The sequence below is a fragment of the Duganella sp. GW822-FHT06D06 genome (assembly GCF_058799615.1).
This window is the reverse complement of sequence record NZ_JBXALQ010000005.1, coordinates 283009-308248: the sequence shown is the minus strand read 5'-3', so window position 1 is coordinate 308248 and position 25240 is coordinate 283009. Positions and strand designations below refer to the sequence as shown.

17 protein-coding genes are annotated in these 25240 nt (G+C 64.0%); 5 read left to right on the top strand and 12 right to left on the bottom strand.

Annotation, left to right across the window (positions count from 1 at the left end; translation table 11 throughout):
- Positions 1-13 precede the first annotated feature (13 nt).
- Positions 14-802 (bottom strand): TorF family putative porin, encoded by a 789-nt coding sequence (locus AC1RMD_RS12070; protein WP_492926863.1) that lies wholly within the window; start codon positions 800-802, stop codon positions 14-16.
- 194 nt (positions 803-996) lie between these two features.
- Between AC1RMD_RS12070 and AC1RMD_RS12065 the strand changes: the two genes are divergently transcribed.
- On the top strand, positions 997-1896 hold the full coding sequence (locus AC1RMD_RS12065; RefSeq protein WP_492926862.1) for a hypothetical protein: 900 nt from the start codon (positions 997-999) through the stop codon (positions 1894-1896).
- 6 nt (positions 1897-1902) lie between these two features.
- Here the strand turns inward: AC1RMD_RS12065 and AC1RMD_RS12060 are convergent, their stop codons facing one another.
- The 10 genes from AC1RMD_RS12060 to puuE form a co-directional block, all read right to left on the bottom strand.
- Positions 1903-2958, bottom strand: coding sequence for a S1/P1 nuclease (locus tag AC1RMD_RS12060; RefSeq protein WP_492926861.1), 1056 nt, complete (start codon positions 2956-2958; stop codon positions 1903-1905).
- Complete coding sequence (locus AC1RMD_RS12055; protein WP_492926860.1) at positions 2955-4181, bottom strand: phospholipase D-like domain-containing protein; 1227 nt, start codon at positions 4179-4181, stop codon at positions 2955-2957. Before AC1RMD_RS12055 ends, AC1RMD_RS12060 begins: the two co-directional genes overlap by 4 nt.
- 8 nt (positions 4182-4189) lie before the next feature.
- A complete protein-coding gene (locus tag AC1RMD_RS12050; RefSeq protein ID WP_492926859.1) occupies positions 4190-5911 on the bottom strand; it encodes a bifunctional metallophosphatase/5'-nucleotidase in 1722 nt (573 codons plus the stop codon).
- Between the two features lie 188 nt (positions 5912-6099).
- The gene (locus AC1RMD_RS12045) at positions 6100-8493 is read right to left on the bottom strand and encodes a TonB-dependent receptor (RefSeq protein WP_492926858.1); all 2394 of its coding nucleotides are present in this window, start codon (positions 8491-8493) and stop codon (positions 6100-6102) included.
- Positions 8494-9100: 607 nt separating this feature from the next.
- Positions 9101-10576: an adenosine deaminase family protein gene (locus tag AC1RMD_RS12040; protein WP_492926857.1), complete on the bottom strand. Its 1476-nt coding sequence runs from the start codon at positions 10574-10576 to the stop codon at positions 9101-9103.
- A 17-nt stretch (positions 10577-10593) separates the two neighbouring features.
- Positions 10594-11901, bottom strand: a complete 1308-nt coding sequence (gene guaD, locus AC1RMD_RS12035) for a guanine deaminase (protein WP_492926856.1) — start codon at positions 11899-11901, stop codon at positions 10594-10596.
- Positions 11902-11929: 28 nt separating this feature from the next.
- Positions 11930-13021, bottom strand: coding sequence for a xanthine dehydrogenase accessory protein XdhC (gene xdhC, locus AC1RMD_RS12030; RefSeq protein ID WP_492926855.1), 1092 nt, complete (start codon positions 13019-13021; stop codon positions 11930-11932).
- Positions 13022-13031: 10 nt separating this feature from the next.
- Entirely contained in the window at positions 13032-15365 is a 2334-nt protein-coding gene (xdhB, locus tag AC1RMD_RS12025; protein ID WP_492926854.1) for a xanthine dehydrogenase molybdopterin binding subunit, read from the bottom strand.
- Positions 15366-15376: 11 nt separating this feature from the next.
- Entirely contained in the window at positions 15377-16846 is a 1470-nt protein-coding gene (xdhA, locus tag AC1RMD_RS12020) for a xanthine dehydrogenase small subunit (RefSeq protein ID WP_492926853.1), read from the bottom strand.
- 7 nt (positions 16847-16853) lie between these two features.
- Positions 16854-17807, bottom strand: a complete 954-nt coding sequence (gene puuE / locus AC1RMD_RS12015; RefSeq protein ID WP_492926852.1) for an allantoinase PuuE — start codon at positions 17805-17807, stop codon at positions 16854-16856.
- Between the two features lie 114 nt (positions 17808-17921).
- Here puuE and uraH point away from each other — a divergent pair, with 114 nt between their 5' ends.
- The gene (uraH, locus tag AC1RMD_RS12010; RefSeq protein ID WP_332851375.1) at positions 17922-18275 is read left to right on the top strand and encodes a hydroxyisourate hydrolase; all 354 of its coding nucleotides are present in this window, start codon (positions 17922-17924) and stop codon (positions 18273-18275) included.
- Here uraH and AC1RMD_RS12005 read toward each other — a convergent pair whose 3' ends face one another.
- Positions 18276-20231 carry an alpha/beta hydrolase family protein gene (locus AC1RMD_RS12005; RefSeq protein WP_492926851.1) on the bottom strand — a complete coding sequence of 652 codons (1956 nt, stop codon included), beginning with the start codon at positions 20229-20231 and terminating at the stop codon, positions 18276-18278.
- 168 nt (positions 20232-20399) lie between these two features.
- Here AC1RMD_RS12005 and AC1RMD_RS12000 point away from each other — a divergent pair, with 168 nt between their 5' ends.
- The 3 genes from AC1RMD_RS12000 to pilB all read left to right on the top strand — a co-directional run bounded on the left by AC1RMD_RS12000 (position 20400) and on the right by pilB (position 25240).
- The gene (locus AC1RMD_RS12000; protein WP_492926850.1) at positions 20400-21869 is read left to right on the top strand and encodes a tetratricopeptide repeat protein; all 1470 of its coding nucleotides are present in this window, start codon (positions 20400-20402) and stop codon (positions 21867-21869) included.
- Between the two features lie 213 nt (positions 21870-22082).
- On the top strand, positions 22083-23372 hold the full coding sequence (locus AC1RMD_RS11995; RefSeq protein ID WP_492926849.1) for an HlyC/CorC family transporter: 1290 nt from the start codon (positions 22083-22085) through the stop codon (positions 23370-23372).
- A 134-nt stretch (positions 23373-23506) separates the two neighbouring features.
- Positions 23507-25240, top strand: coding sequence for a type IV-A pilus assembly ATPase PilB (gene pilB, locus AC1RMD_RS11990; protein ID WP_492926848.1), 1734 nt, complete (start codon positions 23507-23509; stop codon positions 25238-25240).

Genomic DNA, 25240 nt, shown 5'->3' with positions numbered 1-25240 from the left:
CCGGGGAAAAGAATCAGAACGTTCGCGTCAACGCCAGCACCAGCGTGGCGTCGGCGGGATTCGACGTCTCGATCGCGCCGGCGGAATTGGGTATGCCCAGCGTGTAGTTGTCGTAGGCGCCGGTCTTGCCGTGCGCCTTGGTGTAGGCCGCCGAAACCGCCCATCCCGGCGCCAGCGCCTTGGTCACACCGGCCTTGTAATCGCGCCAGCTCCACATGCTGTTGTTGGCGACGCGCCCATGGCCGAAGTGCAGGTTGAGCGTGTAGCCGTCGCCCAGTTCCACGTTGGCGCCCAGATCAAGGTAGCCGGTGCCGCGCGCATTTTCGATGCCGAAGAATTCCTTGCTCACCGTGTAGTTGTACTTGGCGTAGGCGAACTTGTAGGTCAGCCCCAGCGCCAGTTCGGCGTAGTCGTAGGTGGTGCGGGTGGCGCGGATCTCGGCGCCCGGATATTTGTAGTAATAGAGGCCGGCGCTGTAGCCGACATCGCCGGCCGCGCCGCCATAGGCGCCGTACATGTCCCATTCCAGCGAGCCGTTTTCGACGAAGCGGTTGCTGACGTTGGACAGCCAGGTGCCGGCGGAAAAGCCGTTCGGCCCGGCGTAATCGAAACCGCCTTGCAGCGCGGGCTTGCCCCAGGTCTGGCGGAAACCGCGCGAGATATATTGCGATGCCAGCGTGACGTTGGCGGTGAATGGCGACGCTGCGGGCGGCGCCGGATCGGCCGCGCTCTGGGCCAGCGCCGGCGCTGTGGCCGCGAAAGCCAGCGCGCTGGCAATGCTTATGCAAAATGCATGCTTCATACTTCGACACCTCCGACTGCGTTATGGAACAGGTAGTGACCTGATGGGGCGGCGGGGGTTGGGCCGGGTTCTAGCACACCTCTAGCATAGGCGGATAGCCGCGCCCAAGTCAACCGTACTGAAATATTTGGCGGCGCGCGATGGTACATGGCACACTAACCGTTTTACGGGGTGCAGGCAGTATGAAGCGGAACATGGGCGATCGATTGCGCGGGGCGTGCGGCACGCTGCTGCTGCTGGCGGCCTGCGTGGTTGCGGCTCCGGCATGGGGTGCGACCCAGCTCACCTATCCGCTCACCAGCGACGGCATCGACAGCCGCTACGACTACGATTGGGCGGTGCTGCGGGCGGCGCTGGAAAAGACCGCGCCGCGCTACGGCGTATTCGAACAGCACCAGTCCAAGGTGGCGATGTCGCCGCCGCGCGTGGTGCAGGAGATGTCGTCGCCGTCGGGACGCATCAACATCTTCGTGCGCGCCACCTCGCCCGAGCTGGAACGCGAATTCCTGCCGGTGCGCCTGCCGGTCGACCGCGGCCTGCTGGGCTACCGGCTGCTGCTGATACGCGGCGCCGACCAGCCGCGCTTCGCCGGCGTCAAGACCGTCGCCGACCTGCGCCGCCTGCGCGCCGGCCTGGGCCAGGGCTGGGCCGACATTCCCATCTTCGAAAAAGCCGGCGTGCCGGTGGTGGAAGGCAGCAGCTACGACGGCCTGTTCGCCATGCTGGAAGCGAAACGTTTCGATTTCTATTCGCGCTCCGCCGACGAAGCGCTGCGCGAATTCCAGGAGCGCGGCGCCTCGCACCCACAGATGGCGGTGGAACAAACGCTGCTGCTGCACTATCCGCTGCCGCGCTATTTCTTCCTGCGGCGCGACGCCGAGGGCAGGCTGCTGGCCAAGCGCATCGAGACCGGCATGGAGATGATGATCAAGGATGGCACGCTGAACACGTTGTTTCAGCGCTACAAGGCGGACTTGATCAAGAACACGGCCATGCACAAGCGCCGCGTGATCAATCTCGCCAATCCCAAGCTGACACCACAGACGCCGCTGGCGCGCGGCGAACTGTGGTTCAATCCCCTCACCGGCAAATAACAGCCCTTACGGCCAGATCGCCTTGAGCACGGCGGCCAGGTTATAGCCGCCCTGGATCAGCTGCACCTTGGCGGCGGCCGAACTGGGAACCGGATAATCGTCCGGCACCGTCAGCGCCCACACGTTGTAAACTTCGCCGGTCTTGCTGGTCTGCTGGCCGATGGCGCCAGCCGTCACGCCGGCATGCGCCAGCTTGGCCACGGCCAGCGACTGGTCGGCCCAGGCATACGGCCAGCTGATAGCATCGCCGCTGTTGACGACCACCGCTGGCTTGCCGGCGATGGCCAACTGCGCAAACTCCTGCGGCGAGCGCGCGCCGACGCGACGGAAGACATAGTTGACCACCGTGGTGTCCCAATACGAATGGAAGGGACGCGTGGTCTGCGGCGCGCGCGGCGGCGTATCCGGCGCGCCAGCCGGCGCGGCCGGGATCAGCTTGGCGCTGTTGGCGTTCAATTTGATATCGTCCAGCAGCAGGTTGTTGCCGCCGCGCGCGTCGAACATATTGACCGCGTCGATCTGCGCCTGCTTCTGCGGCACCACGAAGGCGCCGTTCTTGTCCACGAACGCCGCGCCCACGTGCAGCGGCTGCACCACGTCGCCAGCCAAATGGGTCAGGATCAGCAGCGCCTGGCGCGGCGTGAAGCCGTGCGGGTTGCTGATCTTGTCGCCCTTGCCCTGCAAGGTGGCGATGCACTGCTTGAGCGTCTGCACGATATCGTTGTCGGCGGTGCCGGCGTCGTGATCGTGGTAGTGCGCGTTCTGGAACGGCACGTCGGTGTAGTGGTACTCGCTGTGCTGCGGGTTGGCCGCCACGTAGGCCACCATCTCGTCGCTCTGCGGTCCGCAATAGGTGCCCTTGACGCAGTCGGCCCAGATCGAGACTTTTTCCAGGCTCTCGCCCGGCAGCAGCAAGGCCTTCACGCGCTGTTCGGCGTTGCTGCCCTGGATCAGCTGGTCGGCGATGGCGCCGACGGCGCGGTGGCCGTCATTGCCCCATGCGTGGGCGTTGAAGGAGATGAAGGCGCCACTCAGCGCCACGGTTAAAGCAAGCTTGTTCATTCAGGACTGCCCTTGGCCGGTTTGGCGTATTTTTTGTTGATGTCCAGCGGCTGCGCATATGGCGAGCTCCAGGTCTGTTCGTGCAGCGCCACCAGGCGCTGCGCCATCTTCTCGTTGCGCATCACCACTTCCAGGTTGCGCGACAAATCGAAGTAGCCGCCGCTCCAGTTGCTGGTGCCGACCCAGGCCACCTGGTTGTCGATCACCATGGTCTTGCTGTGGATGACGCGCGCGAACGGAATGAAGCCGCTGCTGGCGGTCGGCAGCGTGACCACGCGGATCTCGACATTAGGCAGCACGGCCAGGCTTTTCAGGTAGACCTGCGGCAGTTCCTCCAGGTTCCAGTTCGACACCATCAGCTTGATCTTGACGCCGCGGTTGGCGGCGGCGCGCACCGCGTTGTCGATCACGGCGTAGTAGGGACGCGTGCCTTTCGGGCCATAGCTCAGCGGCGCGTAGTCCAGCAGTTGCACCCGCACCTCGCTCTTGGCCTCGGCCAGCAGCGCCGGCAGGCCCGCCTCGGAATCGCCGACGCCGGCCGGGTTGAACTGGTTAGGGCTGGACAGCAGGAAGGCGCTTTGATGAATGTCCGGCGTGGTCGCCTTGGCGTTCAGCGCCGGCGCCACCTGGCCCTGCGCGGCGATCGCCTGCGCGCGCCAGTCCTGGTTGAACACCGCCTGCACCTGGCTGACGATCTTGGCATCGGTGATGCGCAGGCCGGTCTCGTGGATATGCTCGAACGAGCGCCAGTCGAAGTTCTGGCTGCCGATGTAGGCGATGGCGCCGTCCACCACCAGGTACTTGGCGTGCAGGATGCCGTTGCCGGTCAGCTTGTTGAAATCGATGATGCGCAGTTCCAGGTTCGGGATCGCCTTGAGCTGCTCGATGGTGCCCTTGTCCGACAGGCCCACGCCCTTCTGGTCCAGCAGGAAGCGGATCTTGACACCGCGCTTGCCGGCGGCCGCCAGGCGCTCCACCACTTTGTTGAAGACGCTGCCCTCGCGACCGACCACGTAGAACTGGCCCAGCACGATCTCGCTTTTGGCGCCGTCGAACAACTCGCTCCAAACGGTGGCGGCGTCGCGCAGGTCGCTGCTGTGCAGCGGCGTTTCCACCGGCGCGGTCTGCACCAGTTCAAAACCGGGGATCGAAAACTCGGCGCGCGCAGGGACGGCCGACGCCAGCAGGGCTGGCAGCAAAACGGAAAGTAGAACGCGACGCATGGTGACTCCTAAGGTTGTTGCAGGCGCTTGATGCGGCCCTGTGTTTCGCTACGGCCGGCCGGCTTGCCAAACTGCTCGCGCTGGGTCAGGTAATCGGTCAGGGCGTCGATGTCGCGGATATTGGTCTCGGCGCGGTTGCTGCCCAGCGTGAAGGTCGGGAAGGCATCCCCGCCTTCGGCCAGGAAGTTATTGACCACCACCCGGTAGACGGTGCCGTTCTCGATCGGCAGGCCGTTCAGCTTCAGGCTGTCGGGCAGCACTTTGCCGCCTTCGCCGCGGCGCGGGTCCCAGGCGTAGCTGAAACCATCCGACACCTGCAGCAGGCCGCGCGTGATATCGCGGCCGCCGCTCCATTGCTGCTCCAGCAGTTCGCGGATCTGCGAGCCGCGCAGGTTCATCACCACCAGCGAATTCGTGTACGGCAGCGCCGCCAGCAGCTGGCCGACGTTGACGCGGTTGCCGGCGTTGGTGTCGAGATCATGCCGCAGCGAGCCGTTGTTGACGAAGGCGATCTGCGCGCCGTAAGGGCGGCCCGCCGCCAGCGTGGCGTCGGTGACCAGGTCACCCAATGCCGATTCGCCGTCGTCCTGCTTTTCGCGCGGCACGGTCGGCACGGCCAGCGCCGCCACCGGACGCGCCAGCGCACTGGCGCTGCGGTCGCGGACTTTTTTCAGGTAGGCGTCCAGCGCCGGATTGGCCGGCCAGGTACCGGGGATCATCACTTCCTGCCTGGCGCTGACATCGCGCAGCGTGTTGCTGGCGGTATCGACGGTGAGGCGGATGCGCGACATCACGTGGCCGCCCATGTCGGACTGCGTCACCAGGCGGCCGTCCACGCGGCACAGGTAGCCGCGGTGCGAGTGGCCGCTGATCACCAGCCGGATCGCCGGATCGAGGCGCTTGACCACGTCGACGATCGGGCCGCCCAGATTGCCGCATTCCTGCTGGTCGAATTTGTCGCTGGTGCGTCCGCCCTGGTGGATCAGCACCACGAACACGCCCACGCCCTGCTTGCGCAGCTCCGGCAGCTGGCGATTGATGGCGTCCGCCTCGTCGACGAAATCCAGGCCGGCGATGCCGGAGGCCGGCGCCTTCTCGGGAGCGTCGCGCAGCACCGCGCCGATGAAGCCGATCTTGACGCCGTGCGCCTGTTCGATCTTGTAGGCCGGCAGCAGCGGCTTTTTGGTCACCATGTCGATGACGTTGGCGGCCAGGTACTGGAACCGCGCGCCGCCGTAGGGGTGCTCGAATTTGCAGGCCTTGTCGGCGCGCGGCGACTTGCAGCCGCCTTGCTGCTGGCGCAGCAGCTCGACGCGGCCGGCGTCGAATTCATGGTTGCCGACCGAGCTGGCGCGCAGGCCCAGCAAGTCCATCGCGCCGATGGTGGGCTCGTCGGCCCACATCGACGAAATCGCCGGACTGGCGCCGATCAGGTCGCCGGCGCCGACCAGCAGCAGCTCGGGATCCTGCTTGCGCCACGCTTGCAGCGCCGCGCCCAGGGTGTCGATGCCGCCGGCGACGACGGTGCGCGCGCCGGAAGCATAAGCGCTGTCGAGCACGTATTTGCTCGCTTCGATATTGCCGTGGAAATCGTTCAGCGTGACCAGTTCGACTTGCGCCACGCCGGGCGGCAGCGCCGGCTTGAACCAGGCGCAGGAAGACAGGAACAGCGCCGCGCAGCACGCCAGCACGGGCCGCAGCGCGCGCGCCGGCAGGGGAAACTTGCTCATCTAACGTTACTCCGAATTCGGCAGCCGCCCTGATGGCGGCGGCCATATGCGAACGTCGCGCGCGGCGCTCGCATATGGCCGGATCGAGTAACAATCCGGCCCGAAAACGACAACAGGCCCGAAGGCCTGCCAGTCAGATCAGGTCTGGCATGCACGCGAGAGTGCGCGCGCCAGACCGGTATCTTAACTTAGAAGTCGACGCGCATCGTGGCCGACACAGCGCGTGGCGCGCCCAGGTAGTAGAACACGCCCTTCGCGGTCACGCCTGGGAAGGCTGTGGCGTTGGTCACCGACTGCGACGATGGATTGCGGTATTCGCGATCCAGCAGGTTCGACACGTTCAGGGTCAGCTTCGGATTCTTGAAGAACTGGCCGCTTGGGAACTGGTAGCCAGCGTCGAAGTCGACGGTGGTGTAGCCAGGAACCAGTTCGTCGTTGGCCAGGGTCGCCTGCTGGGTGCTGGTGACTTTGGCTTTCAGACGGGTGTACCAGCTGTTGGTCTCATACGAAGCCGACAGGCCGCCTTTCCATTTCGGGGTCAGTGGGAACTGGTTGCCCTTGGTCGGCAGGTAGATGCCCTTGCCGGCTTGCAGGTTTTCCTTGATCTCGCTGCTGCTGTAACCCAGCGAAGCGTAGAACGACCAGCCGTTGACCGGGGTGTTACCCGCTTCAATTTCGAAGCCCTTGTTCTTCACCTTGCCGACGTTGGTCAGCGTGGAGGTTTGCGAGTTCGGGTCGAAGGCGGTGGCCTGGCGATCCTTGAAGTCGCTGAAGAAGATGGTGGCCTGGGTGGTGATGGCGCTCGTCTGGTGACGGTAGCCCATGTCCAGGTTCATCGAGGTTTCTTGACGCACGTCGCCCAGCAGGGTCGGCTGACCGTTGATCAGCGACAGGTTGCCGTTGGCGGTCGAGTACACGAAGTTAGGTGGCGCCTTCATGTTCTTGGCCAGGCTGGCGAACAGCTGGTCGTCGTTGGTGATGCGATAACGCAGGCCCAACTGTGGCAGCACGGTCGAGTAGGTCTTGTTGTAACGGTAGGTCACGCCCGAGTTCGGCGCAGTCTGGCTGCTGCCTTCGTTGGCGTAGTTGCTGAAGTCGCGTTTGACGTGCGGGGTGCGCAGGCCTACGTTGACGGTCAGCTTGTCGTCCATGAAGGTGGCGGTGTCCTGGATGAACGCCTGGAAGGCGGTCGAGATGCTCTTCCAGTCGCGCGATTCGTACAGCGAACCGTCAGGACGGGTGACCAGGCCTTCGCGCAGCCAGATGTCGGTAGGCTCGCCGTTGGCGCCGATTTTTTCCATCGGACCGGTTTGCCTGTGGGTCGCGCGCTCATACCAGAAGCCACCCAGGATCTGGTGGTTCTCCCAGTTGTGGGTCACGGAAACCGAAGCGCCCGGACGCTGGGTACGGGTGATCGAACCGCTGTACATCCAGACTTTGTCCAGGGTGTCGCCGTCGCCGTTCAAGTCCTGGCCGACGAATTTGCCGGTGGCAGGGTTCAGGAAGGCATTTTCCTGTTGCAGCTTCTGCTGCACGCCGCCGGTGCCGTAGCCGTACCAGAAGTAAGGCAGGAACTTGATGTCGGTGTTTTCGCCGATGCGGAACTTGGCCGTGGCCGAAGCGATCACGTTCTCGAACGGGTTCAGCGCCAGCTTGTAGAAGGAGTCGGCGTTGTTCTGTGCCGGATCGCTGACTGCCTTGCCTGGGCTAGGCGCGGCATGGCCGATGAACTTGGTGCTGTAGTCGTAGTGGTAGCCGTTCTTAGCCAGGTCAGCCAGGTTGAAAGTGCTGAAGTTGTTGTTGACGGCGCGGTTATACAACACGGTACCGTGGATGTAGTTGAAGCGATCCCAGTCGTAGTTGAAGCCGATATCCATGTGCTTGCGATTGGCTTCGCCGGCGCCTTTCCACTTGTCCGACTTGGCCTGCGATACCGAGACGAAGACCTTGGCCTTGTTGTCCCAGAAGCGGCCGGTGTCGTAGCGCAGATAGGTTTTGAACATGCTCAGCGTACCCAGGGTCTGGGCGATGCGGAAACGCTGCTTGTCTTCTGGCTCGCAGGTGGTGATGCCGAAGTTGCCGCCGGTGGCGCCAACTTGCGGGGAGTCGACGTCGGTCGAACCCTGGGTCACGAAGGTGGTGCAAGTGTTTTCCTGGTCGACGTATTCTTGTGGGAACACGGCGAAGTTGCCCGAGTCGTTCACTGGAACGCCGTTAATGGTCGCACCGATCTGGTCGCTGTTGAAGCCGCGCAGGGTCAGACCGCCGCCGAACAGGCCGGTCGCGTCGTAGCTGTAGGTGTTCACCGCCGGCAGCAGGGCCAGGGCGTCGTAGGCGTTACCGGTAGGACGCTGTTTCGCCAGTTCCTCGGCGGTAACGGTCGAACGTGCTTTTGGCACATCTTCCTGCACCATCAGGCCCATACCGACTTTACGGCCGGTGATGGTCACGGTTTCGGTGACTGGCTTGGCGGCAGGGGCGGCGTCGGACTGTGCGAACGCGGCACCCATGCAGACCATCTGGCAGGCCAGAGCGACCAGGCTCAGACGTAGCGTCGGATTGTGTTTAACGGCGGATTGCATTAAGGGAACTCCCAGTTTATGTAAAAAAATTTATTGTGTTCTACGATGCCTCTGGACCGGGCGGGCTTATGGCCTGCGGTCACATTCTTGACACAATGTGCCCATGACATCACAAAATTGTAACCAGTAAATATTTCATCAACATGACAAGTGGTCAGTTGATCGGAATGTCATGATCTTGCCTGACTGACATTTGCATGCAACACCCTCAAAACCCCAACAAAGTTGGCAGCATTGAAGCATCTCAAACAACTATGCATCAGCAAAAAATGTGTGACAAATACGATTTACTTTAGGAATTTATACAAAAGCGATATAAATGGGGCGCTGAACCGCGCAGGTTCCACTCTGTAAGCGGAGCGGCAACTTTAAGGGGAGCATTATAGTGGCCCATACACCACTTGAAATATTTTCACTCGGGAAATGCGCAAATCCGGTGCGTGACTAGCTGGTTTTGTCGCAATGTTGCCACACTTCAGTAAAGTATGGCAAAGATGACAAGCCGCCCGGCAAGCGGCCCGAAGGGGAATTTAGATTTGTAACACTAATACTCACGTCGCGGCAGCGCAACATCCACGGCCGGCCGGGAGCGGCCGTGGATGTTTGCTCAGCGGCCCTTGACGACCGGCGCGGCGGCGATGGCGGCCTCGAATTTGGCGAATTTGCCGTCCAATGCCTTCTTTAAACGTTGTTTATCGACATCAGCCAGGAAGGAGTAGCGGATGCTGTCATAGGACAGTTTCTTGATCTCGGCGTAGTCCGGCTTGTAACGGGCCGCGTACAGCACGTATTCGCCGGACAGGTTGTTGCGCGAAACACCGGCATCGTCGGTCGACAGCACGAACGGCACGCCGTATTTGCGGTACAGGGTGACCGGGTGGGCCTCGCCTTTGACGCCCAGGATGAACTGGTTGCTGGTCAGGTTGACCTCGACGGCGATCTGCTGGTCGCGCATTTTTTTCATGATCGCCAGCGAATCGGTCTCGTGGGCGATGTCGATGCCGTGGCCGATGCGGCTGGCGCCGGCGACGTCGATGGCGTCCTTGATGTGGAAGGTCAGGCCTTCCGGCGGCACCACGCCCAGCGCCAACTCACCCGCGTGCAGCGCCAGTTTCACGCCCGGATGCTTCGACTTCAGGAATTTGTACATCTGCATGTGCAGCGCATAGTCGCGCATCGAGACGTTGACGCTCTCCTGGCCGACGATGTTGACGCCGACGATCTTCGGGTTCGACAGCGCCAGCTTGAAGCTCGACACCATCTGCGAAAACACCTGCGACGGCGTCAGGAAGCGCAGCGCGAACGGCTGGTAGCGCAGCGTGAAGTTGGCGTCGTCGATGTCGGCGCCGGCGGTGTCGACGTTTTGCAGGTAGGCGCTGATCCAGCTCTGGAACGCGCCGTTGGTGTCCAGCGCGGCGGCGTAGGCAGCCAGGTCGGCGTCGGCGATGCCGCCGGCGGCGGCCTTCTGGTCGAACGCGGCGTCTTGCGCCATCGGCGCGATCTCGTAGATGGTCTCGATGTAGCCCAGGTTTTCCTGGATGGCGCGCTGCTTCAGGCGACGCAGTCCGTCGGCCGCATTGGTCGAGGCCACCGGGTTGAAGTAGCCGAAGGTGTCGAAGAACTGGCGGTCCGGCGGCGATTGCAGCGCGCCGTGGTTATTGAAGTCCTTGTCGGACCAGCGCTGCAACAGGTTGGCCAGCACGGTGTTATTGTTCATCACGTCCTGGCCGGACAGGCAGACGCGGTCGGCCAGCGGCTTGGCCTGCTCGGCGGTGGTATCGGCCTTGTTGGTGTCGATCTGGTAGGTGGCCTTGTTGACGCAATAGCCTTCCTTGTCCACCCACTCCAGATACTGCTCGGCGTAGATCGCGCCCGAATAGTGGTGGTGCAGGTCGCCGCCCTTGGGCATCATGGTCAGGAACATCGTCAGCTCGGCCGTCTTGGGCTCCGGGCCCGAGACCAGCGCAGCGAACTGGCGCTTGGTGATCTCTTCGTTGCTGGCCGCTTGCGCGCCGTGCGGCAAGGCGCAGAACAGGGCGGCGGCAAGGGCGGCGGCCTTCAGGCTGGCGATATTTTTTTGCATGTGTCTTCCAATGTGAATTAAGTCATTACGCGGGCGTGCACCTGGCGGCCGGCGGCATAGGTCGCCGCCACCGCGCGGTCGTCGCCCAGCAGGGCCAGCGCGAACAGCAAATCTTCCAGGCTCTCGCCGCGCGCGGTCCGGCGTTGCAGCAGCGGCGTGGCCTGCGGATCGAGCACGATGAAATCCGCCTCGGCGCCGGCGGCGAAATTGCCGATCGTGCCTTCCAGCTGCATGCTGCGGGCCGCGCCCAGGGTGGCCAGGTAGAACATCCGCAAGGCCGGCAGGTAGCTGCCCTTCAGTCGCGCTACTTTATAGGCTTCATTCATCGTTTGCAACATCGAGAACGAAGTGCCGCCGCCCACGTCGGTCGCCAGCGACAGCAGCACGCCCGCCTGGTCGGCGCGTTCGAAGTCGAACAGGCCGCTGCCGAGGAACAGGTTGGAGGTCGGACAGATGGCGGCGGCCGACTGCGTTTGCGCCATGCGGACGCGGTCCTCTTCATTGAGCCAGATGCAGTGGCCGTACATGGCGCGCGGCCGCAGCATGCCGTAGCTGTCGTAGACGTCGATGTAGCTGCGCGAACTGGGGAACAGCTCGCGCACCCACGCGCACTCGGCCTCGTTCTCGGAGACGTGAGTCTGGATGTAGGTGTCGGGATAGGCGCGCGCCAGTTCGCCGGCCAGTCGCAGCTGCGCCTCGGTGGAGGTGGGCGCGAAGCGCGGCGTGATCGCGTACAGCGCGCGGCCGCGCTTGTGCCAGCGCTGGATCAGCGCCTCGGTGTCGCGGGCGCTGGATTCGGCGGTATCGCGCAGGAACTCGGGGCAGTTCCGGTCCATCATCACCTTTCCCGCCACCATGCGCAGGCCGCGCTGCTCGCTGGCGGCGAAGAAGGCGTCCACCGACTGCGGGTGCACGGTGCAGTAGACCATGGCGGTGGTGGTGCCGCAGCGTAGCAGCTCGTCGAGGAAGAAGTCGGCCACGCCGGCGGCGTGGATCGGGTCTTCGAACTGGCGTTCGGTCGGGAAGGTGTAGGTTTCCAGCCAGGGCAGCAGGCCTTCCGACGGCGAGGCGATCATGTCGGTCTGCGGATAGTGGACGTGGGTGTCGATAAAGCCGGGCATCAGCAGCTTGCCGCTGTAGTCGTGCAGCTCGGCGCCGGGAGGCAGCGTGGCGCGCAGCGCGGCGTAGTCGCCAGCCGCCTGGACCTTGCCGTCGGCGACGATCAGCAAGCCGTCTTCATGCCATTCGTGCGGCTGCGCGCTGAACGCCGGATCGGCGACAAAGTGCAGCAAGCTGCCGCGGTAGGCTTGCAAGTTGTTAGGCATGGCGATGTCCTGAAGAGGATTGCTGATTCTAGCGCGATGCGACCAGACGCACCGGCACGATTGCGGTGACAGGCACGGCGTCGGTTTCGAGGGCGGCGATTTGCTGCGCTTCCCATACCATCAGCAGTTGCGCGCAGACGGAGGCGGCAATCGCGGCGGGCAGCTTGTTGGTGATGCCGGCGATGCCGATCGGGCAGACCATGGCGGCGATGCGCTGTTCCGGCAGGCCGCGCGCGGCCATGCGGCGCTCGAACTGCACGCGCTTGGTCCTGGAGCCGATCAGGCCGAACCAGCCGACGTCCGCGCGGGCCAGGATCGCCTCGCTGAGGCTCTGGTCCAGCGCATGGCTGTGGGTCATCACCAGATAGCTGGCGCCGGCGGGGGCGGCGGCCACCAGCGCTTCCGGCACGTCGGTGGCTTCGACGGTGACGTTGGCCGGTATCGTTGACGGGAACATGTCCTCGCGCTCGTCGATCCAGGTGACGGTGCATGGCAGCTCGCCCAGCATGCGGACGATGGCCGCGCCGACATGGCCGGCGCCAAACAGCAGCAGATGCGCACGCGGAGCGAGGCAGGGATCGGCCAGCCAGCGGCGACCGGCGGTATCTCGCAGGATGTGGGTGCCGCGCTGGTGGTCGATGGGGGGAAACGCCGGACCGAAGGCGGCACCGACAGCGGCGGATGCATCGCCCGCGCCGGCGACGACCGCGCCGTCGGCATCGAGCAGCAGCGAAACCGGCGTGCCGTCGACGGCGCTGAGTCGCCAGCTGTCTTCGCGCCAGCGCTGGCGCAGGCTGGCCATGACGTCGGCCAGCGTGGGATCGATCAGTTCAAACGCAAGGTGCACCACGCCGCCGCAGCACTGGCCCAGCGTCGGGCCGAGCGCGTACCGCTCCAGCCGCGCGTGCACACCCTCGCCTGCCTTGGCGGCGCTTTTCAACATGCTGCGGCCGACATCGACCGCGCACATCTCCAGGTGGCCGCCGCCGATGGTGTCGACCTGGCCGCCGGCCGTGACCAGCATGCGGGCGCCGGGTTCGCGCGGACCGGAGCCCTCGACGATCGCCACCGTCACCAGCACCGCCGGTTCCGCCATCACAGTTGTCAGCCACTCGTTCATGTCGACATCCTCAGGCGGCCATTTCCACGGCAGCCACGGCACGCAGGATCTCCTCGCTGGTCGCCGGAGCGTTCAGCGGAGGATTGACGCGGTGCCCGCCGACGGCGGAAATCGCATCGCGGATCGCGAAGAACACCGAGAACGGCAGCAGCAGCGGCGGCTCGCCGACGGCCTTGGAGCGGTGGATGCTGTCCTCGACGTTGCCGTTGTCGAACAGCCGCACGCGGAAATCCTCCGGGCAGTCGGACACGCCGGGGATCTTGTACGTCGACGGCGCGTGCGTCATCAGCTTGCCGGCCGGGTTCCACCACAGCTGTTCGGTGGTCAGCCAACCCATGCCCTGAATGAAGGCACCTTCCACCTGACCGAGGTCGATGGCGGGATTGAGCGAACGGCCGGCGTCGTACAAGGCGTCCGCGCGCAGCAGCTTCCATTCGCCGGTGAGCGTATCGACCACCACCTCGGACACCGCGGCGCCGTAGGCGTAGTACGAGAACGGATGGCCGTTCATCGTCTTCGGATCCCAGTGCAGGCCGGGCGTGGCGTAGAAGCCGTCGGACCACAGCTGCACCCGCGCCAGGTAGGCCTTCTGCACCAGTTCAGCGAACGGCACCACGTGGCCGTTCACATGCACGGCGTTGTCGAAGAACTGCACCGGCACGCCGTCCTCGTCGCCGTACAGCTTGACGGCGAAGGCGGCGAGGCGTTCGCGGATAGTGTGCGCGGCATGCTGCGCCGCCTTGCCGTTCAGGTCCGCACCGGTGGAGGCGGCCGTCGCCGACGTGTTGGCGACCTTGCTGGTGTCGGTGGCCGTGGCGCGCACGTGATCCAGGTCGAGACCCAGCTCATGCGCCACCACCTGCATCACCTTGGTGTTGATGCCCTGCCCCATCTCCGTGCCGCCGTGATTGACCAGCACCGAGCCGTCCACATATACGTGCACCAGCGCGCCGGCCTGGTTCAAATGCGTGACGTTGAAGGCGATGCCGAACTTCAGCGGCGTCAGCGCCAGGCCTTTCTTCAGCACCGGGCTGGTGGCGTTGTAGGCTTCGACAGCGGCGCGGCGGGCGCGGTATTCGCTGGTCTGCTCCAGCTCCGCAGTCAGCGCCTCGATCACGTTGTCGACCACTTCCTGGCCGTACGGCGTGACATTGCGCTCGGTCTTGCCGTAGAAATTCAGGCGGCGGATATCCAGCGCATCGCGTCCCAGGTTGCGGGCGATTTCATCGACGATGTATTCGATGGCGATCGCGCCCTGCGGGCCGCCAAAGCCACGGAAAGCGGTGTTCGACTGGGTGTTGGTCTTGCCGCAGCCGGCGCGGATATCCACGTCCGACAGGTAGTAGGTGTTATCGAAGTGGCAGACCGCGCGCGTGGCCACCGGGCCGGACAAATCCGCCGAAAAGCCGGAACGCAAGGTCATGTCGACCTTGGCGGCGAGGATCTTGCCGCTGTCGTCGTAGCCGACTTCATACTCGTAGAAGAAGCAGTGGCGCTTGCCGGTGACGAGCATGTCGTCGTCACGGTCGGCGCGCAGCTTGACCGGGCGGCGCAGCTTGGCCGCAGCGATGCTGGCGGAGGCCGCCCACAAGGCCGATTGCGATTCCTTACCGCCGAAACCGCCGCCCATGCGGCGGCACTCCACCAGCACCTTGTGCGCATGCACGCCCAGCGCATGCGCCACCACGTGCTGCATCTCGCTCGGGTGCTGCGTTGAACACTGCACCAGCATGCCGTGGTCTTCCTTCGGGATCGCGTAGGCGATCTGGCCTTCCAGGTAGAACTGCTCCTGCCCCCCGACAAACAACTGGCCCTTGACCACATTGGGCGCCTGCTCGAACGCGGCCTGGTAATCGCCACGCTTGAGCTGCATCGGCGGCAGCACATACGATTGTGCGGCCTTGGCTTCCTGCGGTGTGAAGATGGCCGGCAGTTCGTCGTAGCCGATCACGGCGCGGCGCGCGGCGCGGCGGGCGTTGTCGTGCGTGTCGGCGACGACGATGAAGATCGGCTGGCCGACATACATCACCTCGCCCGCGCTCAGGATAGGGTCGTCATGGATGATCGGACCGCAATCGTTGGTGCCGACGATGTCTTCGGCGGTGTAGACCGCCATCACGCCGGGCGAATTGCGCACCGGCGCCAGGTCCATCGCGTTGATGCGCGCATGGGCCTTGGACGACAGGCCCAGCGCCGCATGCAGCGTGCCTTGCAGCTCGGGGATGTCGTCGGTGTAGGTGGCCTGGCCGAGCACGTGCAGCTCGGCCGATTCGTGCGGACGGGCGACGCCGACCGCCTTCCACGCTTGCGCGGCGAGCAGCGAGGGAGCGACTGGTTGATTCATGATGGCTCCTTTCAGGCGCGGCAGGCGAAGGCGTTGACGGCATCGGCCGCCAATGGCGCGTCGGCGCGGGTTTCGAACCAGAAGCGGCGCAGCAGGTTCTGCGCCGTCTGCATGCGGTAGGTGCTGGAGGCGCGCATGTCCGACAGCGGCGCGAAGTCCTGCGCCAGCATGTCCATCGCCACGCGCAGATTGGCTTCGCTCCAGACCAGGCCCGTCAACGCAGCTTCGGCGCGGGCGGCGCGGCGCGGCGTGGCGGCCATGCCGCCGAAGGCGATGCGCGCCTCGACGATATGATCGCCATCGAGCTTGAACGCGAACGCGGCGCAGACGGCCGAGATATCCTGGTCGAAGCGCTTGGCCAGCTTGTAGGTGCGGAACTGCACACCCGCGCGCGGCAGCGGCACGCGCACGGCGGCCACGAATTCGTCGGGCCGCATGTCTTTCTTCTGATAATCGAGATAGAACGCTTCCAGCGGCATGACGCGCTCGCCGGCCGGGCCGCGCAGCACCACGTCGCTGCCGACGGCTATCATCCACGGCATCGAATCGCCGATCGGCGAGCCGTTGGCGACGTTGCCGCCCAGGGTGCCGGCGTTACGGATCGGCAGCGACGCGAAGCGCTGCCACATCTCGCCCAATTGCGACGGATACAGGCGGCACAAGGCTTCGTACGCATCGTTGAGCGACACGCCGGCGCCGATGTGCAGCATGCCGTCCGCCTCGCTGACGGTTTGCAGCGCGCCGACATGGCCGAGATAGATGATGTCGGCAAGTTCGCGCATCTGCTTGGTGACCCACAGGCCGACGTCGGTGGAACCCGACAGCAACGTGGCTTTCGGATGGGCGGCACGCAGGGCGACCAGTTCATCCAGGGTGCGCGGCGCGTGGAAGGTCTGGCCCCGCGCGCTGTAGCTGGCGCCGGCGTTGCGCTGCAAGGCGCGCAGCTGTTCGGTCAACGCTGCGCGGTCGAAGCCGACTTTCGGCAGTTCGGTCATGCGGTGCGCGGCTTCGATGATCGGACGGTAGCCGGTGCAGCGGCACAGGTTACCGGACAGGCAATCGTCGATCTCCTTGCGCTGCGCGGGCTGGCCGTCCTTGTCGAGGTACATGCCCCACAGGGACATGACGAAACCGGGAGTGCAGAAACCGCATTGCGAACCATGGCATTCCACCATCGCCTGCTGCACCGGATGCAGCGCGCCGTCCGGCTGCTGCAAGTCCTCCACGGTGAACAGCGCCTTGCCGTCCAGTGTGGGAGCGAACTGGATGCAGGAGTTCACGGCTTTCATTTCCAGCCGGCCGTCGGCATTCAGGCTGCCGACCACCACGGTGCAGGCGCCGCAATCGCCTTCGGCGCAGCCTTCCTTGGTGCCGGTGCAATGCAGGTCCTCGCGCAGATGCTGGAGCACGGTGCGCGTTGGTGCGGCGTCGGAGATTTCCTGGACTGCGCCACGGAAGTAAAAACGTATCGGTTCTGACATCCTGGCCTCAAGCTGCGAATGGATGGGTTTTGCGCCAATGTTCGGCAATATCGATGCGACGGGTGATCCACACATTATCGTGCTTTTGCACGTAGTCGAGGAAGCGCGCCAACGCCGCCGCGCGCGCCGGGCGGCCGACGATGCGGCAGTGCAGGCCGATCGACAGCATCTTCGGCTGATTCAGTCCGTCCGGGTCGCCCTCGGCATAAAGGACGTCGAAGGCGTCCTTCAGGTAGTCGAAGAACTGCGTGCCCGAGTTGAAGCCTTGCGCGGCGGCGAAGCGCATGTCGTTGGTGTCCAGCGTGTACGGCACGATCAGCTGCGGCGCGACGGAGGCCTTGCCCTCTGCATCAGTGTAGTCGACCTTTTGCCAGAATGGCAGGTCGTCGCTGTAGTTGTCGGCGTCGTAGCGGAAGCCGCCGTGCTCCACCACCAGGCGCTTGGTCTGCGGCGAATCGCGACCGGTGTACCAGCCCTGCGGCGCGCTGCCGGTCAGCTCGCGGATGATCTGCACCGCTTCCTTCATGTGGGCGCGCTCGGTGGCTTCGTCCATGTTTTGATAGGAGATCCAGCGCAGGCCGTGGCAGGCGATTTCATGGCCCAGCTCCTGGAACGCGGACACCGCTTCCGGGTGGCGCTTGAGCGCCATCGCCACGCCGAACACCGTCAACGGCAGCTTGCGTTCCTCGAACATGCGCAGCAGGCGCCACAAGCCGGCGCGCGAGCCATACTCGTAGATCGATTCCATGCTCAGGTGGCGGTTGCTGAAGGAGGCGGCGCCGATGATCTCGGACAGGAAGGTCTCCGATCCGGCATCGCCGTGCAGCACGTTGTTCTCGCCGCCCTCTTCGTAGTTGAGGACGAATTGCAGGGCGACGCGGGCGCGGTTGGGCCATTGCGCGTGCGGCGGTTTCGGGCCGTAGCCGATCAGGTCGCGCGGGTAGTTGTTGTAGGTAGTCATGGGCGCAGGCTAGTTAGTCTATGAGGAATATATCTGCAATCATATATGCGTAGAACAGCATCGGTATATGATTTGTCCAATAGATACTTATTACCTACCGATATAGGACTTACCATGGGCAAGCTTAGTACACACGTTCTCGATATTACCGTTGGCAAACCAGGCGTCGGCGTCAAGGTGGCCTTGTACGCCGTCACGGCACAGGGCCGCGAGTTGCTGAAAACCGACGTCACCAACGCCGACGGCCGCTGCGCCGTGCCGCTGCTGGAAGGCGCGACCATGAAGCCGGGGAAGTACGAGCTGGTGTTCGGCGCCGGCGCCTACTTCGCGGCGCAAGGCGTGGACCTGCCGGAGCCGCGCTTTATCGACGAGGTGACGCTGGCCTTCGGCATCGCCAGCGCCGACCAGAACTACCACGTGCCGCTGGTCGTTTCGCCGTGGGCGTATTCGACTTATCGCGGCAGCTGATTACCTGGGTTTGCCGAGATACTTGGCGAAGAAGTTTTCCATGCGCTGATAGACCTCGGTCTGGTTGGCGGTGTCGTAGAAGCCGTGGCCTTCGTAGTCCACGTAATACCATTCCGGCGGATGGCCGGCCTTCTCCATCGCCTCCTTCATCATGAAGGCATGCTCTTTGGGTGCGGTCTTGTCCTTGCCGCCGTGGATCAGCAACACGCCGGCCTTGATGGCGGCGGCCTGGCGCGTGGGTGAAAACTTCGCCAGCTCGGTCGCATCTTCGCCGACATAGCGCTTGTAGGTATTGGCGATCCGCTCATGGAGTTGCGCGCGGTCCTCCTTGTATATCAGCGGCAGCTCGTAAATGCCGGCGTAGCCTACGGCGCACTTGAACAGGTCAGGTTCGCGCGCGGCCAGCATCAGCGCCGCGTAGCCGCCGAAGCTGACGCCATACACGCACATGCGCGTCGCATCGACCTTGCCCTGGCCTACCGCCCACTGCACGCCATCCACCAGATCGTCCATGATCCTGCTTCCCCATTGGCGATAGCCGGCGATCCTGAACTTGTCGCCGCGTCCACCGGAGCCACGATAGTTCACTTGCAGAACCGCATAGCCACGGTTAGCCAGGAATTGCGCATCGGTGTCGAAATACCAGCTATCGTAAACACCATGCGGGCCGCCATGCGGAAGCAGGATCAGCGGCGGCTTTTGGTCGCCTTGGGTCACCGGCATCGTCAGATAACCGTCGATCCGCAGGCCGTCGCGCGCCGTAAAGCTGATCGGCTGGCGCGCCGCCATGGCATCCGGATCGATCGCGGCTTTATAGGTCAGTAGCAGGTCGGCTTTATTCGTTTTGCGGTCATACAGATAAACCACACCGGGATCGCGGTCGCTACGCACCGTCGCCAGCAGCGTGTTGCCGTCGTCGGTGGCGCCGTCCAGCTTGACGGTCGCGTCCGGGAATTGTGCGCTCAGGTCCCGGTGCAAGATCGCATCCGGATGGGTTGGATCGAGATAGATCATTCGCGGCCGACCGGATCGTGTGAACACGCCGATTGGCAGCGCACGGCTGGAACCATACATCAAGTCACCCAAGCTACCTCGCGCATCCTCCGCGATAACCGCACGCTGGCCGGTGACCACGTTCTGGCGCACCAGCTTGTCCTCCCCGCCATTCTCCGAATACCATCCGACGAATTCTTTGTCGTCGGCGCTGAATGCCTTCGGGAATAGCTGCGTGCCTTTGGGCTGCGCTACGACGGTCCATTTTTGCGCGACATCGTCAAAGTGCCAGAGCTGCTGGTAGTCCTCCTTGTCCGTCGAGTGAGCGTAGGCTGGCTTTCCATCATTTCGTACGACAAAACCCGCATTCTGCGATGGCAATTCGGCTACCAGCTTGCGGATCGCATTGCGGCTGTCGAAATCGTAAAGCGCGCTGTATTCATGGTCCCACGGATAGCTGCCGATCTGCACATGGCTATTGCGCACCGTCGGGAAGTTGACCACCGTGGCATACGCCCAGTCGTTGCCATAACGCGCGTTCTGCTTGGACAGCGTAAGCATCTGGTAGCCGTGCATATAGATCTGGTGCGTGCCGTCATAGTCCATCGCCACGATCTCGCCGGTCGCCTGCGGCCGCTCACGGGTACCGACCTCCTCCCCCTCCTCGACAACCAGACGGCTGTTGCTGGACCAGTGATAGTCGATCGGCACGATGAACAGCGGCATGCGCACCGTGCTTTCCAGCTGCATGCCCGGCAAGCTGTAGAACGACAGCATCGGCACCGTGCGCGCGCCGACCGGCACGCGCACGGTAACCGCCAGATGCTTGCCGTCGGGCGAGATGCGCGGATTGTAGTACTGCTCTTCCTGCACAAAAGCCTGGATCGGTATCAGCGCGGGCCCGGCACCGTGCGCTAACAGCGGCAATACGGCGCATGTCGCGCTGGCCAGCATTCTTTTCATTTATCGCCCCGGTATCTTTTGATTTCCAAAAATACTACCATGATTGATAAGCTTGTTAAAAAATAACAATTGGAGAGAATTCAGCCGCGCCAGTCGCGCATCGGCTAAGATGCCCGCACTATGACTGGAACCAATTCGGCGCTGACTGCGTCATTTCTACAACAAGCCGTGGAACTGCATCAACAGGGCCAACTGCAGCCGGCGCAGGCGCTGTACCGCCAGGTGCTGGAACTCGACCCGCGCCAATTCGACGCGCTGCACCTGTTGGGCGTGATCGCCCGCCAGCAGGGTGACGCGCAGACGGCCATCACGCTGATCTCGCAAGCGATCGCGATCGACGGCGCGCAAGCCAAGGCGCATTGCAATCTGGGCGTGGCGCTGCTCGACGCCGGCCGCGCCGACGATGCGCTGGCCAGCCACGACCGCGCCATCGCCCTGCAAGCCGACTACGCCATGGCCTGGAGCAATCGCGGCAACGCGCTGCGCCGGCTGGGCCGGCTCGATGAAGCACTGCTGAGCTACCAGCGCGCGCTGGCGATCCAGCCCTCCTACGCCGAAGCCCATTGCAACCGCGCCATCGTGCTACAGGACCAGGGCCGCTATCTCGACGCGCTGGGCGCGGCGGAAGACGCGCTGCATATTAAAGACCGCAATGCCGACGCCTGGTTCGCACGCGGCAATGCGTTGCACTGCCTGCGCCTGCTGCCGGAGGCGGTGGAGAGTTTCGACCGCGCCATCCATCTGCGGCCGCAATGGGCCGAGGCCTACAACGGCCAGGGCGCGGCCTTGCAGCGGCTGGGCATCTTCGACGCCGCGCTGGACAGCTACGACCAGGCACTGGCGCTCAAGCCGGGCTACGCGCTGGCCCACTACGCGCGCGGCAACACGCTGCGCTCGATGCAGCGCAATGATGAAGCCATCGCCGCCTACCGCGCCGCGCTGGCGCATGGCGACAATCCCGAAACCATCGCCTTCGCGCTGGCCTCGCTGGGCGTGGGCGACACGCCCGCCGTGCTGCCGGCCGACTACGTGCGCTCGCTGTTCGACCAGTACGCCAACCACTTCGACCAGCACCTGGTGGAAGTGCTGGACTACCAGACGCCGTCCTATCTGGACGGGCTGATCCGCCGCACCGTCGGCGCCGATCAACTGGACACGCTGGACCTGGGCTGCGGCACCGGCCTGTGCGGCCCATACCTGAAGGCCTACTCGCGCAGCCTGGCCGGCGTCGACCTGTCGCAGCAGATGCTGGACAAGGCTGCCGAACGCCAGTTGTACGACAGCCTGGCCCGCGACGACCTGGTGAGCTACCTCGACGGCCAGCGTGATGCATGGGACCTGGCGGTGGCGGCCGACGTCTTGGTCTACATCGGCGACCTGGCCCCGGTCTTCGCCGGCGTACAACGCGCCTTGCGCGCAGGCGGCCACTTCTGCTTCACGGTGGAAGCGGGCGACGGCGCCGACTACGTGCTGCGTCCATCGAACCGCTACGCCCACAGCCAGGCCTACATCGAACGCCTGGCCGCCGCGACCGGCTTCCAGCTCAAGTCCGTCGAAGCGCTGACAGCCCGCCAGGAAAATGGCGCCCCCACCGCCGCCCTGGCCATCATGTTGCAAAACCCCGGGGGTCAAGTCTGACATTCGGACACGTGCTCAGCCGTAAGCAGCTGCAACGGCTGAGCGCGTGTCCGAATGTCAGACTTGACCCCCAGCTAAGATAGGCAAACTTGCATGTAAGCCGGGCTTGCCTTAGAATCCGTAGCTCTGTGGCCGCGTTTTGGGCCATGCCGTCTGGGCCGGTGCAGTAATCAGGCCGACCAGTTTCCCATGCATGATTCTTTACGGTGACCCTTGGATACCGTGCCGTTTTGGGTGCAATTTCTTGCGCTCGCTCTCCTGATACTGTGCTCGGCCTTCTTCGCCATGGCCGAAACCGCGCTGATGGCGGCCAATCGCTATCGCCTGCGCCATATGGCCAAGCGCGGCAGCCGCGGCGCCATCACCACCCTGTGGCTGCTCGACCGCACCGACAAGCTGCTGTCGCTGGTGCTGATCGCCAATACGCTGATCAACGCCATGGCCACCGCGCTGGTCACCGCCATCGCCATCCAGTCCTTCGGCCATGACGACAACGTCATCACCATCTCCACCGCCGTGGTGGCCTTCCTGCTGATCGTGTTCGCCGAGATTTCGCCGAAAGTCATCGGCGCCACCTTCCCGGAAAAGATCGCCCTGCCCACCAGCATGGTGCTCAAGCCGCTGATGACCTTGGCCAAGCCGGTGATCTGGTTCGTCAACCTGTTCGTCTCGCTGGTGCTCAAACTGTTCCGCATCAAGGCCGGCGCCCACGCGCACGAGGCCCGCCTGTCGCCGGAAGAGCTGCGCTCGATCGTGCTGGAAGGCGGCAACTTCATCCCGCAAAAGCACAAGAGCATCCTGCTCAACCTGTTCGACCTGGAAACCATCTCGGTCGAGGACATCATGACGCCACGCTCGCAGATCGAGGCGCTGAACCTGGAACTGACGGTCGACGAGATCAAGCGCGAGCTGACCACCTGCTACCATAACAAGCTGCCCGTCTACGAAGGCGAGATCAACCGCATCATCGGCATCCTGCACGTGCGCAAGGCGGTGGCGCTGCTGAACCAGGAAGACGAGCTGACGGTCGAGCATTTCCGCGAACTGCTGAGCACGCCCTACTTCATCCCGCAGGATACCGGCGTCTTCACCCAGCTGCAGTACTTCCAGGAGAACCGGGAACGCCTCGGCATCATCGTCGACGAGTACGGCGAGGTGCAGGGCCTGGTCACGCTGGACGATATCATCGAGGAAATGATCGGTGAATTTACGACATCGATGCCGGGCGCGGCCCGCGCCGACTCCTTCGGCTGGACCGAGCAAGGCGAGTGCCTGCTGGAAGGCGCGACCGCGCTGCGCGACATCAACAAGCGCCTCGGCCTGAACTTCCCGCTGGACGGCCCCAAGACCCTGAACGGCCTGATGCTGGAACTGTTGCAAGAAATCCCAGACGCGCCGATCAGCATCAAAGTCGCCAATTGCATCATCGAAGTGGTGCAAGTGCACGACCAGGCCATCAAAGTCGTCAAATTGATACGCCCGGCGAGCAAGCGCGCTCACTAATCCACACCATCGGATGCGGCAAACGCAACACTGCGGAGTACAATCGTTTCCTTGAGGCGTCATACGGCTTTACAAATATGATGCCTGAGAGCATCATTCCGTGATCCGGCCCTCACCATCAAGCAGACGCATCTATGGCAGCAGTCCTACCCAACGCCGCGCCAGGCGCCCCGATGCCGGGGTTGGCTCGGGCATTGATGCAAGCCGGGCGCCTCTCCGCGGCCCAGGCCGACATGCTGCAAAAAAAAGCCGTCGCCGACAAGCACGCCTTCATTGACGTGCTGCTGGCCAGCGGCGCCATCGACGCCCGCGCGCTGGCCATGTTCTGCTCGGAAACCTTCGCCTATCCGCTGATGGATGTGCAGGCGCTCAACCTCGACGCGCTGCCGGGCAAGATCATCGACAACAAGCTGATGCAGGCGCAGCGGGTGATCGCGCTGGCCAAGCGCGGCAACAAGATGTCGGTGGCGATTTCCGATCCGACCAATATCCAGGCGCTGGACCAGATCAAGTTCCAGACCGAGTCCACCGTCGAACCCGTCATCGTCGCCCACGACGTGCTGCTGCAACTGCTGGCGCGCCTGAACAAGGACAGCGAACAAGCGATCAGCGACCTGGGCGGCGACGAGTCCGACATCCAGTTCGCCGAGGAAGAGGCGGCCGCCGCCGAGTCGGCCGCCGATGCCGGCGCCAACGATGTCGAGGACGCGCCGGTGGTGCGCTTCCTCAACAAGATGCTGATGGACGCCGTCAACATGGGCGCCTCGGACTTGCACTTCGAACCGTTCGAAAAATTCTACCGCGTGCGCTTCCGCGTCGACGGCGTGCTGATGGAGCACGCCCAGCCGCCGATCTCGATCAAGGAAAAGCTGGTCTCGCGCATCAAGGTGCTGGCCAAGCTGGACATCTCGGAAAAGCGCATCCCGCAGGACGGCCGCATGCGCCTGATCGTGTCGCCGACCAAGACCATCGACCTGCGCATCTCGACCCTGCCGACCCTGTTCGGCGAAAAGACCGTGATGCGGATTTTGGACGCCACGCAGGCGCAGATGGGCATCGACGCGCTCGGCTACGACCCGGACCAGAAGGAGCTGCTGCTCGACGCCATCCAGCGCCCGTACGGCATGGTGCTGGTGACCGGGCCGACCGGCTCGGGCAAGACGGTGTCGCTGTACACCTGCCTGAACGTGATCAACAAGCCGGGCATCAACATCTCCACCGCCGAAGATCCGGCCGAGATCAACCTGCCGGGCGTGAACCAGGTCAACGTCAACGACAAGGCCGGCCTGACCTTCCCGGTGGCGCTCAAGTCCTTCCTGCGCCAGGACCCGGACATCATCATGGTCGGCGAGATCCGCGACCTGGAGACGGCCGACATCGCCATCAAGGCGGCGCAGACCGGCCACATGGTGTTCTCCACGCTGCACACCAACGACGCGCCGTCGACCTTGACGCGGCTGATGAACATGGGCGTGGCGCCGTTCAACATCGCCTCGTCGGTGATCCTGATCACCGCGCAGCGGCTGGCGCGCCGGCTGTGCACCTGCAAGCAGCCGGTGGACATTTCCAACGACCTGCTGCTCAAGGCCGGCTTCAAGCAGCATGAGCTGGACGGCAGCTGGAAGCCCTACGGCCCGGTCGGCTGCGAGCGCTGCAACGGCGGCGGCTACAAGGGCCGGGTCGGCATCTACCAGATCATGCCGATCACGCCGGCCATCGAAGGCATCATCCTGGCCAACGGCAACGCCATGCAGATCGCCGCCAAGTCGGAAGAGGAAGGCGTGAAGTCGCTGCGCCAGTCCGGCCTGGTGAAGGTCAGGAACGGCTTGACCAGCCTCGAAGAAGTGCTCGGCTGTACCAACGAATAG

What these genes read in the sequence shown, in the direction of transcription:
- AC1RMD_RS12070 (WP_492926863.1), bottom strand. Translation starts at nt 802, where the DNA reads ATGAAGCATGCATTTTGCATAAGCATTGCCAGCGCGCTGGCTTTCGCG.
- AC1RMD_RS12065 (WP_492926862.1), top strand. Translation starts at nt 997, where the DNA reads ATGGGCGATCGATTGCGCGGGGCGTGCGGCACGCTGCTGCTGCTGGCG.
- AC1RMD_RS12060 (WP_492926861.1), bottom strand. Translation starts at nt 2,958, where the DNA reads ATGAACAAGCTTGCTTTAACCGTGGCGCTGAGTGGCGCCTTCATCTCC.
- AC1RMD_RS12055 (WP_492926860.1), bottom strand. Translation starts at nt 4,181, where the DNA reads ATGCGTCGCGTTCTACTTTCCGTTTTGCTGCCAGCCCTGCTGGCGTCG.
- AC1RMD_RS12050 (WP_492926859.1), bottom strand. Translation starts at nt 5,911, where the DNA reads ATGAGCAAGTTTCCCCTGCCGGCGCGCGCGCTGCGGCCCGTGCTGGCG.
- AC1RMD_RS12045 (WP_492926858.1), bottom strand. Translation starts at nt 8,493, where the DNA reads ATGCAATCCGCCGTTAAACACAATCCGACGCTACGTCTGAGCCTGGTC.
- AC1RMD_RS12040 (WP_492926857.1), bottom strand. Translation starts at nt 10,576, where the DNA reads ATGCAAAAAAATATCGCCAGCCTGAAGGCCGCCGCCCTTGCCGCCGCC.
- guaD (WP_492926856.1), bottom strand. Translation starts at nt 11,901, where the DNA reads ATGCCTAACAACTTGCAAGCCTACCGCGGCAGCTTGCTGCACTTTGTC.
- xdhC (WP_492926855.1), bottom strand. Translation starts at nt 13,021, where the DNA reads ATGAACGAGTGGCTGACAACTGTGATGGCGGAACCGGCGGTGCTGGTG.
- xdhB (WP_492926854.1), bottom strand. Translation starts at nt 15,365, where the DNA reads ATGAATCAACCAGTCGCTCCCTCGCTGCTCGCCGCGCAAGCGTGGAAG.
- xdhA (WP_492926853.1), bottom strand. Translation starts at nt 16,846, where the DNA reads ATGTCAGAACCGATACGTTTTTACTTCCGTGGCGCAGTCCAGGAAATC.
- puuE (WP_492926852.1), bottom strand. Translation starts at nt 17,807, where the DNA reads ATGACTACCTACAACAACTACCCGCGCGACCTGATCGGCTACGGCCCG.
- uraH (WP_332851375.1), top strand. Translation starts at nt 17,922, where the DNA reads ATGGGCAAGCTTAGTACACACGTTCTCGATATTACCGTTGGCAAACCA.
- AC1RMD_RS12005 (WP_492926851.1), bottom strand. Translation starts at nt 20,231, where the DNA reads ATGAAAAGAATGCTGGCCAGCGCGACATGCGCCGTATTGCCGCTGTTA.
- pilB (WP_492926848.1), top strand. Translation starts at nt 23,507, where the DNA reads ATGGCAGCAGTCCTACCCAACGCCGCGCCAGGCGCCCCGATGCCGGGG.